The sequence below is a fragment of the Pantoea sp. ICBG 828 genome, assembly GCF_002928355.1.
GTDB lineage: Bacteria > Pseudomonadota > Gammaproteobacteria > Enterobacterales > Enterobacteriaceae > Pantoea > Pantoea dispersa.
This window is the reverse complement of record NZ_POWN01000004.1, coordinates 340,148-355,507: the sequence shown is the minus strand read 5'-3', so window position 1 is coordinate 355,507 and position 15,360 is coordinate 340,148. Positions and strand designations below refer to the sequence as shown.

Sequence of the window (15,360 nt, the reverse complement as noted above, 5' to 3'; positions counted from 1 at the left end):
ACATAATTGCCAGCCTTTCTGCTGTTACGTCACACGGGTTTCTGATGGTCAAAACCGCACTGAAATTTCGCCTGCATCGCACGGTGATCGTTCTTATCTCGCTGGCGCTGTTAGTGGTGCTGATGCAGGGCGCGTCATGGTTTAGTCTTGGCCATCAGATGGCCCGTTCCGAGCAGGTCGAGGAGCTGGCGCACACGCTGACGCGCCAGGTGGCGTTCAGCCTGAAACCGCTCATGGATAACAGCGACGATAACCGCACGCAGATTGAAGCCATCCTGAATCAAATGACGGATAACAGCCGCGTGCTGGACGCTTCGGTCTATGCCGACGACGGTAGCCTGGTGGCCCACAGCGGTGAGAGTATTAATGTGCGCGACCGCCTGGCGCTCGACGGTAAACGTGCTGGTAGTTATTTCAATCATCAGATTGTCCAGCCGCTGGAAGGGAAAGAGGGTCCGCAGGGTTTTCTGCGTATCACGCTGGATACCCATGTGCTGGTGACGGAATCGCGTCAGGTGGATAACACCACCAATATTCTGCGCCTGATGATGCTGCTGGCGCTGGCGATCGGCATTATCCTGACCCGCACCCTGCTGCGCGACCGCCGCACCCGCTGGCAGCAATCCCCGTTCCTGCTGACGGCCAGCAGAACGGTGAAAGAGGATAAAGAGGAAGAGACGGCGGCGGAGAGTGTGGAGACGGAGAGGAAAGAGGGTTGAGTTCATTTGGGCAGTGCGGTCTGATGCAAGGGATTACGTTGCAGCACTGCTAACATTACTGTACGCAATTATCGATGAATACAAGTTACTGCCATATATCGAGCAGCTTCCTCCATACATCTCTCATATTTTCTCCTTGTATAGAGTAATCATTGAATTTTTCCGTGCAATCAATAAAAGTTTGGTGAATAGACCTAATAGGAACATTACTTTCATGCATTGAACTTTCAATTATTTTATTTAAATTACACAAACAATGGGAATCCTTAACACTCCTCATAAAGTAATCATTGAGAAAGGCAAGAACTTCACTGTAATATCCATAGTTCATGATTAGTACTCAGAGGAATATCAAAAGCATCGAACTTTACAATGCGCTCATCTACAGATAATTGTTCGAAATTATGGCTTACTAATTGCGGATATGCTCAGTAAAACTTTTAGATATTTATCTGTCTTGACTTCAAAGATTGTTGAATGCTTGAGCTGAGCAACTCCACATTAAAATAGTAGAAAAGAATCAAGTTTTTCTTTCATTCTATCATGACTTCAGGGCCTACCCTCAGGATTAATTGTATAAATTCCTTTTGTTTATAACTTATCTCTTGTTGATTTTTTATCTCACGAACGCTCCTTTCGTTTCAATTTGAGCCACTTTTTCGCAGCTTTTTTCTCCATAAGCATAACGCACGCTCACATCTGTTTTGTTATTACTGATTTCTCCAACTAGATTCATGCCGAGTCAGGTAAATTTTATGTATTCCGGCTGAACTCAATTTTATACACACACTCAATCGACTAAAGGTAAGAAATGGCAAAAAAAATTGCTAAACAACCGTCTAACTTTCATTAAAAGCAATTCCTTTAATCTATTTTACTTCCGTTTATCCAAAGCCCTTTTTTATAAGAGGAACGACCTCTCTTGATAAAAGCACACCCTATAATTTCATTTTTTAAGACTATGCAATCACCGGAATAAACATCATTTTTCAATGGATAAACCGTAGCCTTAATATCGCCCAAGCAAGAATTTATTTTCACAACCAAATCATTAAGCCCTAACACTTCCTCTCCATGTCCTTTATTTATATAGTTCCTTTTTTTATACTTAAGAAGTAATAAATTCAAATCCTCATCATATGGATTACCTATTATTAAGCTATCCGACATAAGCATACCGTTTAAATATCTTGTCCATTCCTCTCGTTTTTTAGGAAAAATGGATTTTAGGTAACTCAGATGCTTCATACAGTTAATCCTCATAAAACGGTGACGATCACGCCTTTTCGTGTACCCAATTGCAACATCTCAACTTCGCCCCAGTCGTTAATATGTGTCCATCCCCAAGACCATGAAGCTCCCTGAGGAGGCGCTCCGACAGGGACACTCAGCAGAACCCCTCCTGGTCCGTCTTTATTAGCATGACCTAAAGCCATTTCTTTATCAGGAGTCCATGATACAAATTGGCTTTCACCCGTCAATCCACCCTCTGCATGTTGTTCAGGTGACAAATCAGCATGAGGGTTTGCTGGTTTTACAATACCCTTTCTGGCATTTTCTAATTCAGGATGTTTTGCACTAACCCCTCGATATAATTTCTGACTTTCAGCATCTGAACATTTACTCAACCCAAGCGGATCTATCCATGTCATAGAGTTGGGTGCATAAACATACAGATTCAGCCCACCCGCCAGCCCTATCGGGTCCTGCTGAGTAAACCGCGCACTGTCCGGATCGTAGTAACGAAACAGATTGTAGTGCAGTCCGGTTTCACGGTCCAGGTACTGGCCCTGCATACGCAGGTTCTGGTCGTAGCCGGGCAGTTGCTGATGAGTTTCGCGCAGCAGTTTGCCCCATGCGTTATTGATGCCTTCCCAGCTGATGCGGCCTTCGCTGTCTGTCAGGCGTTCCGGCATGCCGTTAGCGGCATTGTGGAACCAGAAAATCTCCGCGCCCTCATTGCCGTCAATACGCGCCAGCGGTTCATAGCTGTTTGCGTCGCTGTATACGTAGGTCAGTGGCACATCGTCGTGTATTTCCTGCAGCAGACGAAAACCGTCCCAGACGAAGCGGGTGAGGGTCGCTGCTCCGGCCGGCTTGCCGTGCAGCAAACGCTGCACGCGCTTGCTGATGCGGCGCCCGAGCGGATCGTAGCGGAAACTCACCTGCACCTGAGGCTTGTTGCGATCGCGCGGTTCGCTGACGACTTCGATCAGGCGATGCTCGTCATCATAGCGGTAGCGCCAGCGCGTCTGACCGTCATCCTTTTCACTGGTGCGACCGTGCACGTCATAGCGCCAGCGGATGCCGTTCAGCTGCGTAACACGGTTGTGCGTTACCGCTGCTGCCGCGCTGCGGTCCAGCGGATTACCCGCGCCATCCCACTGCCACGTATCATTACCGGGCTGTGCACCTTCCTGCGCCAGCAGACGGCCCGCGCTGTCGTAGTGCCAGAGCGTCTGGCTGAAAGGATTGTCGTCGCGCTGTTCGCGAATCAGGTTGTTGCCGTAGTCGAAATCACGCCGGCGTGACCAGCGGCGCGGTGCCGGGCGCTGTGCCTCACCGTCGAACACATCGCGACGCACCAGCCGACCCAGCCGATCGTAATCGCTGCGCGTGGTCAGTCCGCCCTGACTGCGGCTCAGCTCGCGGTGCAGTGTATCGCGCGTAAATTCGCTGACCGGCAGGTTATCCAGCGCAATGCTCAGCAGATGGCCACTGCCGTAATACAACTGTTTCAGCTGGCGGCCATCCGGCAGCGTCAGCGCAGTGCAGTTGCCCAGCGCGTCGTACTGCCACGCCAGGCTGCCCTGATCGCCCTGCTCCGCTATCACGCGACCAGCCTTGTCATACGCGAAGGTAATCGCCTGCTCGGCTTCACGGCTCCACTGGTTTTCCCCCAGTGGCAGATGCTGCGCCACGCTTGCCAGCTGGCCCGCCGCGGTATAGTCATAGCGCGTCTGGCCTTCCGGGGTGATGCGCGCCATGAGTTGCCCTGCCGGGCTGAAGGCGAAGCGGTGCGTAATGGCCTGCGGGTGACCGGCGGCGAAAGTGCGGGCAACTGCGCGTCCGGCGGCATCATAGTCGTAGCGTGTTGCCACACCGTCCAGCCCGACCTGCGCCAGCAGCAGCGAATCTGCGCCCCATTCAAAGTGGTAGCTTTCACCGTTCTGATTTTGCAGCGAAATTAAACGTCCACGGCTATCCCAGCGGCGCTGCACCTCTTCGCCCTGCGCGTTTCGCGAGAGAGTCAGTCTGCCGGCCTGGTCGTAAGCGAATTCGCTGCGTTTACCGTATGCCGAGGCATACGCCACTGGCAGACCACGTTCGCTCCACTCCAGACGTTCTTCCCAGCCTTCAGCACGCTCCATCTGCCGGGGCCGCCCGGCGGCATCATAGTAGTATCGCGTTTCTTCGCCATCGGCTGCTGTAACACAACTCAGCCAGCCCAGCGGATGATAACGGTAACGCGTAGTCTGGCCGGAGCAGTCCGTCTCGCGAATGACCTGCCCGGCATCGTTATACTCACGGCGATAGCGATTGCCCGCCGCATCAATCTCTTCAGTGATCAGCCCAAACTCATCGCGCAGATAACGCGTGCTGTACCCGAGCGCATCGACCACCCGTTCCAGTCCGTGATGGATATCGTAGTAATAACGGATGGCAGCGCCGCCAGGCTGGGTGATGACGCTGGGCAGGGCACGATGCGTTAACCACTCTGTGGTCTGCGCATTGCCATCGGCATCCTGCTCTTCAATGCGGTTACCGAGCTCGTCGTAGTTAAAGTTCACCGCATGGCCGAGCGGGTCAATACGGCGCGTCAGCAGTTCATTGTCATCCCACTCGTAGCGCCATTGCTCGCCGCGCTCGTCGATGTAGCAGGTAATCAATCCCTGTGCATTCCAGTGATGCTCGCGCTGCTGTCCATCGTAGGTAGAAACGCGGGTAATACCTGCCGTGAGATCGTACTGCATACGGCAGCCATCGCCGCTGCTGGTGCGGTTTTCAATCACCCGCCAGTGATCAAACAGCTGCCAGCGATACTCGCTCTCCAGCCCGCCCGGCAGGCGGTGCCACACCATCAGGCCATCCACGTTATAACGGAAACGGCGCGTCTCAATGCCTGCCGCATCGGTGACGCTGGCCAGCTGGCCGTGATCATCAAAGCTCCAGCGCATCAGCGGCCAGTGCTGTTCACCGTCAAAGTGACTGGCAGCGGTAACGCGGTGCGGATGGCGTTCATCGTTGTAGTGCAGCGTCACGTCAATCGCCAGCGGTTCATCATGGATGCGCACCAGCCGGCTCTGCTCATCCCAGCCCATCTCCAGCGCGTTGCCGTACTCGTCGCTCAGCGAGGCGAGACGCAAGAGCTGCGGGTTTCTGGCGGTGGGTTTGTACAAGCGCCAGACCGCGCCGTCATCGTCAGCGATTGCCACGTCACCGTGCGCATTGCGTCGCACCATCAGTCCTTCGCTGATGCTGTAAAGCACCTCTTTTTCACCGGGCAAGGCAAAACGCAGTTCGCGGCCGTTGTCATCAAACCAGGTGGCCTGATTGCCTTCCAGCGTCAGATAGCTGTCGAACACCGTCGACCAGCCACGGCCAAACAGGCCGGCGCGCTGCGTCAGGCTGTTATAGCTGCGCTGCCAGCGCAGGGGAAAACGTCCCGGCAGCAAGAAATCACGCTCGGCATCATCATTCAGCACTTTCACGCCGGTAGCTGCATGTACCGGGTGCAGCGCGGAAAATATCGCGTTGATAGACATATCGGCCAGCATGCCGCCGCCCGCCATTGCCAGCGCACACGGCATATTTTTCAGGATCTGGCCGGGACGACCGCGGATCAACGACAGGCCGATCATCGCCAGCGCCAGACCGGGCTGTTTGCCGCTTTTGATATCCCGCACCGTTAGCGTTTCACCGCCAATGATGACGTTGGCTGAAACATCATCGCTGATGGTCGCGCCACAGGTGGTGCGATCTTTAGCACGTGCCGCCGGCTGGCCGTTGATGAATACGCTTTTAGATCCTTCAGCGAGATACTGTGGCCCGCTGTGTTTCTCGCACGCAACTTTATCCTGTTCCAGTGGCGAGGTACCTGCGGCAGCGGAGGCAATCGTCGGCTGCCACATCGCCCCGGCGAACTGGTCGGCAACCGCCAGCAGTTTGCCGGCATAGTCGGCAAAAAATCCGGCCGACTGCGCTTCCGGTGGTGGCGTATCGCCTGCCGTCAGTTCTCCTGCCGCGCGAGCCGCCGCTAAGCCATTGATGATTACATTATCCGAACCGCTGGCAATGACACCCGCAGGCGACGGCGGGAACAGCATGTCGCCAATGCCATCCGCAGCCGCGCTGATGTCGTCCGTGATACCTGCCACATTCGCCACCGCACCCGCGATGATACCGCTCAGCAGACAGCTACTGCCTACCGCCGCCAGCGCACCCACGCCAACCAGCGGAGCAGCTACGGTAGCCACACCGGCAACAATCGCGCCCATCGCGGCGTAGACCGCACCTTCAGCGACGATACTGGTGATATCGGCGAAAATACTGGAATGAATGATGTCATCGCCCTGGCGGGCCGCGTGCTTATCCATAATTATCCCTTCCGTGGGGCGTTCAGTGTCAGGCTCTGTTTGAAGGCATGCCAGCGTGCCCCGTCTTCTTCATCAAAAGGCCGCATGGCTGAAAAAGTAAATATCATCAACGTATTGGTTTCAGGCACGTTTACTGCCAGCTGACGTTGCCACAGTGCCTGCCCGTTGCGATCAAAAGCCGTTTCCACTTCGATGGCGCGCAACGTGTTGTCGGCTCCCGCCAGCACGCGTGTAAATTCGCTCTGCTCTACATGGCCCATCTGGCTGCGCAACGTATCCCACTGACGGTGAAACTCCTGCTCAAAATCGCTGCCTTCGGCGATTGGCCCACGGCTGACGATCAGCGCCAGCCCGGTGGCCTCATCGCGCAGAATATTCATGCTGGTATCCTGCCAGCCAGCCGGAAACAGGGCGAACGCGCCCTCGTTGAATTGGTAGTGCATGTTGGATATCCGTTAGAGGAATAAATGAGGATGGATCTATGTGGAATCACTTTAGCGAAACGAAATTAATTAAGCCGATCCATCGCCAGTAGATACTTTTATTTGCATATTAGCCAGTTATTGATAATGACACATTACGCATCATTAAAAACCATCATAATATGACTTATGCGATGTTCTTCAATCTGAAATAAGAGACGTTTTCCATCACCCTCGTAATAAATCCAGTATTGATCATCACTGTCATCTACAGCGCCTTTGCCATAACGACGCTGCAGAGCGCTTTCGCTGTCACCAACTGAAACACTTCTGTACGTTTTGATTCCCGGAGAATTAAGGGTGATTTGCGCTATGATATAGCTATCACTGTCGCGATGCTCTTTTCCCCAGTTTAAATTGGAAGAGTAAATATTAAAACCTGGATAGTTATACTGATAATAATGATAATTTCCGTCGTCTGAATGTCTGTCGCCAGCATAGCTTTCAGCAATCGGCACTCCGGCGTGCTGCTTTGTCAGATTATCCCATTCGTCTCCCAGTGAGACACGATAATGATTGATTTCCACACTGAAGTCGGAGGCTGAAAGAGGTTTACAGGTACAGTTTACTTGTAAGTTACCTGCAGAATCCCCCGCAGGGTCGCTATTGAAACGCTTTGCCCAGGCAGCAATATCAGGCTGCAAAGTTTTCTCAGTATTATCATTACATCGATAACTTATTTTGCCCGTTTTAGCATCTGTCCATGCAGCATAGGTCCTGCCATCAGGTTGTATTACAAAGGCTGAAGCCTGTTCCAGATAGAGATCTCTTAACCAGCCTTTCACAAACAATCCGCCTGCTGATGTCAGGTGCGGTTCACCATACACATCAAAGTTTTGACTGAAGGTATCGTAATCAGGGCCCAAAATGCTCTTTAGCTTCAGCAGTACCTCCTTGTTGCTAAAAACGGATGAAACTTTTTCAAGACTATTATAATCAGACATCACTACGTCTGCTCTGGCTGACATCATGCCGAAAACCATAACTGCCACAACACTAAGTAAAGATAATTTATTACGCATCAACTTACCCGACAAGCCAACTTTTTAAAACTCAAATCGATCATCAACCCGGATAGTACAGCTGTATATAAAAACCTAAAAATCATTTATTAACCTGGCAAGATACATTTTACGCAATACGCTCCTGGACATTTTCATTCCCACTTTCCATCCTGTGATAGCAATACCTTTTTGTCTCTTGATACCGTCAGCGTTAACGGCTCAAAATTAATGCCATACTCTATATTTCCATTATTGAAAATCATACCAACTGCTTTGGCTGCATCAGGGGAATCAATTGTGTGGCCGGTAAGTGAAATCTGGCTACCATCGCTATTTCTCATGCCATAATACTTTACATTTTTACAACTGGTATAAAAACCCCCACAGTTATTTACAAGAGTCACAGTGAATCCTGATGTCGAAAAAACCCTGCTTTTTAACATTGCATTTCTATTTGTCTCTATCTTTTTAAGGGAAAAATCCTTGGGAGCATAAAACTCACCATGGCTCGGCAGTACAATTAAATGCCAGAGCATGGCGTTATTATTTAATGTCAATTCAGCCTCTCCATTTTTACCACCAAAGACAGAGTCAAATTTCACATTAGCTCTATTATTCTTTACAACGCCATGTAAGTTATTCTCATCACCACCAGGGCAATCAATACGATTACCACTATTCGTAATGTAGCAGTAGCGCCCAACAACCTTCCCATCAACTTGCCTGAGCTTGATATTTAACGTGGAATAATCGGAGCTATTTTCATTACCCGCAGCACCAGACCACTCACCGTTGAAATCCACCGCAGCCCACAAAAATGTAGATTTAGCGAATAATATAACTGCAAACATCGAAAATTTATTTCTCATTTTATTTAGCCCTTGAAATTCAGACAATCATTTACTCTGTTAATCCATCCATTTAAATTAGGAAGGTTATTAGGATCTGAAATAGTTAAATTTTTATAATATACCTTCCTAATCTCTGCGATATTTTCGGTTAACTCATTAGAATCAGCAACACTATTCATTGCGGCGATGGTATCTGGCCCGATAGCCCCATCCACCTTTAAGTTTTTCCCATATTGACTATTCAATAACTTCTGAATTTGTTTGCCAGCCCCACCAGATGTAATAGTCCAGTCATATGACATTAATGCTAACTTAGGATCCTTAATATCATTAAATCCTTTGGCATCCCAATATCTTTTTTTGTAGATAACTTCTGCTTGTTCTGGAGTAAGTTTTTTTAGGTTATCTAGCGTGGGCTCAACGCCCACATCTTCCTGAGCATATCTCTGCCATGTTTTCCATGCAATACCGTGATTAGTTGGCCCACCTTTATCTGCCGCACGATTGGCATAACCACCTTCATGCCGCAGAATTATTGGCGATAACTTACTAAAGTTATCGTCATACTTTTGGTCTGCGGCATTTTTTGGTTCAGATTTGGCAGCTTTCGGCGCAGCCGGAGCCGCCTGTCCTTTCTGTTTCGGTGGGAACAAGTTCTCTACCGCTTTACTGATATTCTGTTTGTGATCAGCACCTGGCGCACCGGTGCCGGGCTTTGCACCGTCAGTATTCAGGTTCAGCTTGCCGCCAGACGTTGTAATGTGGCCATCGCCCTGCACGAAAATATTGAAGCCTTTACCGACAATATTAATGTGACCGTTAGCGTTGAGTTCAATAGCGCTTTCACCGCACTCCAGACGCAGTTTGGTGCCGGATCCCAGGACATAAGTATCAACTGCCGCATCCAGCTTGCCTTGTCCGGTCAGGAGCTCCTCGCCGCCTTTGATACCGTGTACACGGTTGGTCTCAACGCGGTACAACTCATTGCCACCAGCATAATGGCTGTGGTTGTTGGCGACCGAGTGGCTGGCATCGTTTTTAACGTGCGTATCCATGTTTTTCTGCGCCTGGATCCAAAGATGCTCCTCGCCCGCCTTGTCCTCGAAGCGCAGCGCGTTTGCCGTGTCCGCCGTGCCGTCCTTCGAACGGCTTAAAAAGCCCATCTGCGTCGCCGCCGCTGGCAGCGCCCACGGCGGCATGCTCGCCTCGTTGTACACGCGACCGATGATCAGCGGCCGGTCCGGGTCGCCGTTGATGAAGTCCACCACCACCTCGTCGTTCACCCGCGGGATCTGCACCCCGCCGTACCCCTGGCCCGCCCACGCGCTCGACACCCGCACCCAGCACGAGCTCGTGTCGTCGCCCTTCGCCAGGCGGTCCCAGTGGAACTTCACCTTCACCCGGCCGTAGCGGTCCGTCCAGATTGACTCACCCGCCGGGCCCACCACCTTCGCCGTCTGCGGCCCGTGCGTCTTCGGCCACGCCGTCGCCGGCTCCGCACGGTACGTCACCGACGACGGCAGCACCGTGAACGCGATGTTGTGCCGCGCCCCGCCGCCGCCGCTCGCGTACCCGTTCTCCTCGAAGTCGTACCGCGCCGACGTCACCAGGTACTCTCCGTTGTCGCTGAAGTGCGGCGCGTTCACGATGCCGAACCGGTACCCCGGCGCGATGCCCGTCGCCGTCCCCGTTCCGCTCACGCTGTGGTGCGCCACCTGCCACACCTCCTGGCGGATGCGCGTGTAAAACTCCCCGTGGCTGTGGTCGACAAAATGGCCCGGCCAGTCGTACACGTCCACCGCCCCCGGCACCGGCGACACCGGGTTCTGCCGCGCCTGCAGCATCCACGCGTTCGGCTTGCGGAAGTCGTAGTCGTCCGTGCTGTACATCCCCGGCGTCACGCTCTCGCACAGCGACCACTGGCTGATGCCCTCCTCCGTCACGCTCCCGCCCGACGCCGTCACGTGGTACGGTATCGTCTCATAGCCCGCGAACGCCTCGTGCTGGTCCGCCCCGTCGCACAGCACCATCACGTGACGCTCCGCCTCGTGACGGAACCAGTAGTAAATCCCCTCCAGCTCCATCAGCCGGCTGATGAAGTCGAAGCTGCTCTCCTGGTACTGCACGCAGTACTCCCACACCCGGTAGCTGCTGCCCAGCCGCGTCTCCACGTTCACCCCGTTCTCCTGCAGCAGCGCCTGCACTATCTGCGGCACCGTCTGACCCTGGAATATCCGCAGGTTGCGGTCCCGGCGCATCGGCCACAGGTCCGGCTCCACCCGCAGCTGGTACACCGCGTAGCGCGTCCCGCTCAGCTCCTCGCTGCGCACCGCCACCCGCGTGATTTTCCCGTTGAGGTAGCGCGGCGACAGCAGGCTCTGCGTCGGCAGCGTGAACGTGACCGGCTGCCCCAGCAGCGCGTGCCGGTCGATGCGCGCGTCCGTGGCCAGCAGCTCGGCGTTCAGCTCAAACGACTGCGACAGCGCCTCGGCGCCGGTGAGTTTCCAGAACAGCAGGCCGTCCATCGGCAGCTGCGCGGTGATGCGTGAGAACATAATAAATCCCTGATGATTAACTGTGTGGATCGAGCAACCAGACGCCTTCTTCGCTGATGGTCAGCGTTTGCTCGCGCGTGCCGCCCTGGCCGCTGATGGCAAAGGTATAGTTGCCTGGCGCCAGCTGCAGCGCGGCAAAACCGTTGGCGGCAGGCACCAGCGCCTGCGGTTTGCCATTCACCTGGACGCGTTCGCCCTGCTGCAGCTTGATGTAAACCTGCGCGACCGGCTCCGGCGGCGGTGCAGGCTGCTGCTCCGCTTCGCGCGGTTTTTCCGGCGTTACCGCTGCCGTTGCGGCTGGCGCTGACGACGCTGAAGGTGAAACTGCCGGATCAGCAGCTGGCGCGCTGTTTTGCACCGTCTCTGCCGGCGCCGCAGGCTCATCGCCCCCGGACATCAGCAGCCCCACGCACAATCCCACCAGCACGCCCGCGGCCACCAGTCCCGGCAGCGCAAAGCGATGGCGCAGCAGCGATTTCACCGGCGAAAGCGTTTCGGCTTCGTTCGCCTCTTCCACCGGCACCAGCATGGTGCCCGGTCCGCTGATTTTGGCGCTCAGCAGCGGTTCCGGTTCGCGCTCTGGCAGCGCCATCAGCCCGGCAAAAGCATCAATATCCTGCGGCCGATCTTCCGGCTTGAGCGCCAGCGCACGGTCCACCGCCGTCAGCAAGGCCTGGGAGTAGCCCGGCAGGCGGCGCGCGGCCAGCGGCTGGTAGTTATCTTCGATGCTGCGCACCACGCTCACCGGCGGTGGCGCCCCGGTGATCAGCGTGTGCAGCACCGCGCCCAGCGCGTAAATATCCGTCCACGCGCCCTGTTCGCTTTCGTCGTTATCGCTGTATTGCTCGATGGGCGCATAGCCCGGACGCAGCATGGTTTCGCTCTCATCCGAGAGGTTGCCAATGGTTTTACGCGCAGAGCCAAAATCCAGCAGCACCGGCTCACCGCTGCTCTGGATCTGGATGTTATCCAGCGAGATATCACGGTGCAGGTAACCGGCGTCGTGGATGGTTTTGATCGCACCCAGCAGCGGTGGCAGCAGGCGACGAATCCAGGCTTCATCCACCAGCTGCGGATTGCGTTCGCGCAGGTTCGATAAGGTGGTGCCGCTGTAAAACACCGTGCCCATGTAAGCGGTGTCGTTCTGCACCCAGAAACGCAGCACGTGCAGCAGATTAGGATGGTTGAAGCGGGCCAGCAGGCGCGCCTCCTGAATAAAGCTGTTCAGCCCGGCATGAAAGGTTTTGCTGAAGCGTTCGCTGCGCAGCACCAGGTTCAGATCATCGCTGCGCACCGCCAGCGAAGCCGGCATAAACTCTTTAATGGCGATATCACGCTCCAGCTGATGATCCCAGGCACGATAAACAATGCCAAAGCCGCCACCACCGATCACTTCTTTAATTTCAAACTCATTGAAACGGTAACCCACCGGCAGAGCGTTGGGTACGTTGAGGGGATTATCGTGTTCCGACATTTTCGAAAACTCTCTGATCACTAACGGCTTTAGACATCGAACTGGCAAACAAACTCGCCCTGCTCACAGCGTACCTGCACGCGACGATAGCGTTCATCGCGGGCGTGGGCGCTGAGCAGCATCTGGCTCATCTGCGGCAACAGGGTATTGGTGAGGATGGCGTCGACCATGCGGCCTCCGGATTCCACCTCCGTGCAGCGCTGCACGATCTGGCTGATGACCGAATCGTCAATCTGCGCGCTGATGCCGTGGTTGTCGGCGAGGCGCTGAACAATACGGCCCAGCTGCAGCCGGACGATTTCCGCCAGCATCGCGTCGCTCAGCGGGTAATATGGCACCACCAGCAGGCGACCCAGCAGCGCTGGCGGGAAGACCTCCAGCAGCGGTTTGCGCAGCGCGGTGCTCAGCGCTTCCGGATCCGGCATTAACTCCGGATCGGCGCACATCGCGCTGATCAGCTGCGTACCGACGTTGGAGGTCAGAATAATGATGGTGTTACGGAAGTCGATGTGGCGCCCTTCGCCATCCTCCATCCAGCCTTTATCGAACACCTGGAAGAACAGCTCGTGCACATCCGGATGCGCCTTCTCAATCTCATCCAGCAGCACCACGCTGTAGGGACGACGCCGCACCGCTTCGGTCAGCACGCCGCCTTCGCCATAGCCCACGTAACCCGGCGGTGCGCCTTTCAGGGTAGAAACGGTGTGGGCTTCCTGAAACTCGCTCATGTTGATGGTGATGATGTTCTGCTCGCCGCCGTACAGCGACTCGGCCAGCGCCAGCGCGGTTTCGGTTTTGCCGACGCCGGAGGGACCGCACAGCATAAAGACGCCGACCGGTTTGTTCGGATTGTCGAGGCGCGCGCGTGAGGTGCGCACGCGTTTGGCGATCAGATCGAGACCGTGACGCTGGCCAATCACGCGCTGGTTGAGTGTATCGGCGAGATTGAGCACCGCGTCGATTTCGTTTTTCACCATGCGCCCCAGCGGAATCCCGGTCCAGTCTGCGACCACGGCGGCCACCACGCTGGCATCCACGGCGGCAAACAGCAGCGGCGCTTCGCCCTGCACCTGCTGCAGCTGCTGTTGCGTCGCGTCCAGCTCATCGCGCAGCGCGGCTTCGCCCTCCGTCACGCAGCGCGCCCGCAGGGCAATCAGCTGATCGACCAGTTCACGCTCCTGCTGCCAGCGCTGCTGCAGCGCATCGCGCTCGGTTTCCAGCGTCGCGCGCTGCGCGGCAACCGCCTGCGAACGCGCCGCATCGCCCAGCCCGACTTTGCTTTCGCGCTCAATGATCTCCGCTTCAATCTCCAGCGCGGCCAGACGATGCAGGCAATCTTCCAGTGCCGCAGGCTGTGCGCCCTGGCTCACCGCCACGCGTGCACAGGCGGTGTCCAGCAGCGCCACCGCTTTATCCGGCAGCTGGCGCGCAGGAATGTAACGATGCGACAGCTTCACCGCCGCGCTGACTGCCTCATCCAGCAGCAGTACCTGATGGTGCTTCTCCAGCGCGCTGACAGTGCTGCGCAGCATCAGAATCGCTTTAGCTTCATCCGGCTCCTGCACCTGCACGGTCTGGAAACGACGCGTCAGCGCTGGATCTTTCTCAATGTACTTTTTGTATTCGGCCCAGGTGGTGGCACCGATGGTGCGCAGCTGGCCGCGCGCCAGCGCCGGTTTCAGCAGGTTAGCGGCATCGCCGGTACCCTGCTGGCCGCCGGCCCCGACCAGCGTGTGGATCTCGTCGACGAACAGTACAATCGGCGTCGGGCTGGACTGCACTTCATTAATCAGCGCCTGCAGGCGCGCTTCAAATTCGCCTTTCATGCCGGCACCGGCCTGCAGCATGCCGATATCCAGCAGCCACAGCTGCACATCGCGCAGCGGAGCCGGTACGTCGCCAGCGGCAATACGCAGCGCCAGGCCTTCAACCACCGCGGTTTTGCCAACGCCCGCTTCGCCGGTCAGCAGCGGGTTGTTCTGCCGGCGACGCATCAGAATATCCACCATCTGGCGGATCTCTTCATCACGGCCGGTGACCGGATCGATGCGTCCTTCGCGTGCGCGTGCGGTGAGATCCTGCGCGTACTGCGCCAGCGTGCTGGTGCTGGCTGCCGGTGCGGCACTCTCCGCGCCCGGCTGCGCCACCAGCGCCTGCTGTGCTTCTTTGCTGCTGGCGAGCAGCGTGTCGAACTGCTCCAGCAGCGCATCAGCATTGATACGGCCAAACTGGCCGGAGATGCCTTTCAGCACGCTGGCGAGGTTGAAGGTTTTGAGCATGCCAATCAGCAGATGGCCGCCGCGAATGCGCGTCGCACCGTACTTCAGCGAGGCGTAGACCCAGGCGCGCTCGACGGCGCTGTCGATGTGTTCGGCGAGATCGGAAACCGCGCTCGCACCGCGCGGCAGGCGGTCGAGCGCCGCGACGATATCCCGCGTCAGCGCGTTTTCATCCAGTGAAAAATGGCTGATCACCCGCTGTAAGTCGCCATCCTGCTGCTGCATCAGCTGGTGCAGCCAGTGCACCAGCTCAACATAAGGATTGCCGCGCAGTTTACAAAAGGCGGTGGCGCTTTCCAGCGAGGTAAATAACAGCGTATCCAGTTTGCCGAATAACACGGCACGGCTGATTTCTGACATATCGGGTCTCTTTAATGTAAGAAGCAGGCTGTGTAACAG

9 protein-coding genes are annotated in these 15,360 nt (G+C 55.4%); 1 reads left to right on the top strand and 8 read right to left on the bottom strand.

Annotated features, from left to right (window positions below; translation table 11 throughout):
- Positions 1–44: 44 nt before the first annotated feature.
- Positions 45–719: a YtjB family periplasmic protein gene (locus C1Y43_RS12110; protein WP_021506808.1), complete on the top strand. Its 675-nt coding sequence runs from the start codon at positions 45–47 to the stop codon at positions 717–719.
- A gap of 864 nt (positions 720–1,583) precedes the next feature.
- Here C1Y43_RS12110 and C1Y43_RS23640 read toward each other — a convergent pair.
- The 8 genes from C1Y43_RS23640 to tssH all read right to left on the bottom strand — a co-directional run bounded on the left by C1Y43_RS23640 (position 1,584) and on the right by tssH (position 15,321).
- Positions 1,584–1,967: a hypothetical protein gene (locus tag C1Y43_RS23640; protein WP_146068660.1), complete on the bottom strand. Its 384-nt coding sequence runs from the start codon at positions 1,965–1,967 to the stop codon at positions 1,584–1,586.
- A gap of 11 nt (positions 1,968–1,978) precedes the next feature.
- A complete protein-coding gene (locus C1Y43_RS12105) occupies positions 1,979–6,316 on the bottom strand; it encodes an RHS repeat-associated core domain-containing protein (RefSeq protein ID WP_104188344.1) in 4,338 nt (1,445 codons plus the stop codon).
- A gap of 2 nt (positions 6,317–6,318) precedes the next feature.
- Complete coding sequence (locus C1Y43_RS12100; protein ID WP_058771505.1) at positions 6,319–6,759, bottom strand: DcrB-related protein; 441 nt, start codon at positions 6,757–6,759, stop codon at positions 6,319–6,321.
- Positions 6,760–6,893: 134 nt separating this feature from the next.
- A complete protein-coding gene (locus C1Y43_RS23635; RefSeq protein ID WP_146068659.1) occupies positions 6,894–7,820 on the bottom strand; it encodes a hypothetical protein in 927 nt (308 codons plus the stop codon).
- Positions 7,821–7,954: 134 nt separating this feature from the next.
- On the bottom strand, positions 7,955–8,698 hold the full coding sequence (locus C1Y43_RS24115) for a hypothetical protein (protein WP_233209832.1): 744 nt from the start codon (positions 8,696–8,698) through the stop codon (positions 7,955–7,957).
- Positions 8,677–11,208: a type VI secretion system tip protein TssI/VgrG gene (gene tssI, locus C1Y43_RS12085; RefSeq protein WP_104188341.1), complete on the bottom strand. Its 2,532-nt coding sequence runs from the start codon at positions 11,206–11,208 to the stop codon at positions 8,677–8,679. The genes C1Y43_RS24115 and tssI overlap by 22 nt, the downstream gene beginning before the upstream one ends.
- A gap of 16 nt (positions 11,209–11,224) precedes the next feature.
- Positions 11,225–12,682, bottom strand: coding sequence for a serine/threonine-protein kinase (locus tag C1Y43_RS12080; RefSeq protein WP_104188340.1), 1,458 nt, complete (start codon positions 12,680–12,682; stop codon positions 11,225–11,227).
- Positions 12,683–12,711: 29 nt separating this feature from the next.
- A complete protein-coding gene (tssH, locus tag C1Y43_RS12075) occupies positions 12,712–15,321 on the bottom strand; it encodes a type VI secretion system ATPase TssH (protein WP_021506798.1) in 2,610 nt (869 codons plus the stop codon).
- Between the last annotated feature and the right edge of the window lie 39 nt (positions 15,322–15,360).

Excerpts from the sequence above, each read along its gene's own strand:
- C1Y43_RS12110 (WP_021506808.1), top strand. The coding sequence starts at position 45 with ATGGTCAAAACCGCACTGAAATTTCGCCTGCATCGCACGGTGATCGTT.
- C1Y43_RS12080 (WP_104188340.1), bottom strand. The coding sequence starts at position 12,682 with ATGTCGGAACACGATAATCCCCTCAACGTACCCAACGCTCTGCCGGTG.
- tssI (WP_104188341.1), bottom strand. The coding sequence starts at position 11,208 with ATGTTCTCACGCATCACCGCGCAGCTGCCGATGGACGGCCTGCTGTTC.
- C1Y43_RS12100 (WP_058771505.1), bottom strand. The coding sequence starts at position 6,759 with ATGCACTACCAATTCAACGAGGGCGCGTTCGCCCTGTTTCCGGCTGGC.
- tssH (WP_021506798.1), bottom strand. The coding sequence starts at position 15,321 with ATGTCAGAAATCAGCCGTGCCGTGTTATTCGGCAAACTGGATACGCTG.
- C1Y43_RS12105 (WP_104188344.1), bottom strand. The coding sequence starts at position 6,316 with ATGGATAAGCACGCGGCCCGCCAGGGCGATGACATCATTCATTCCAGT.
- C1Y43_RS23640 (WP_146068660.1), bottom strand. The coding sequence starts at position 1,967 with ATGAAGCATCTGAGTTACCTAAAATCCATTTTTCCTAAAAAACGAGAG.
- C1Y43_RS23635 (WP_146068659.1), bottom strand. The coding sequence starts at position 7,820 with ATGCGTAATAAATTATCTTTACTTAGTGTTGTGGCAGTTATGGTTTTC.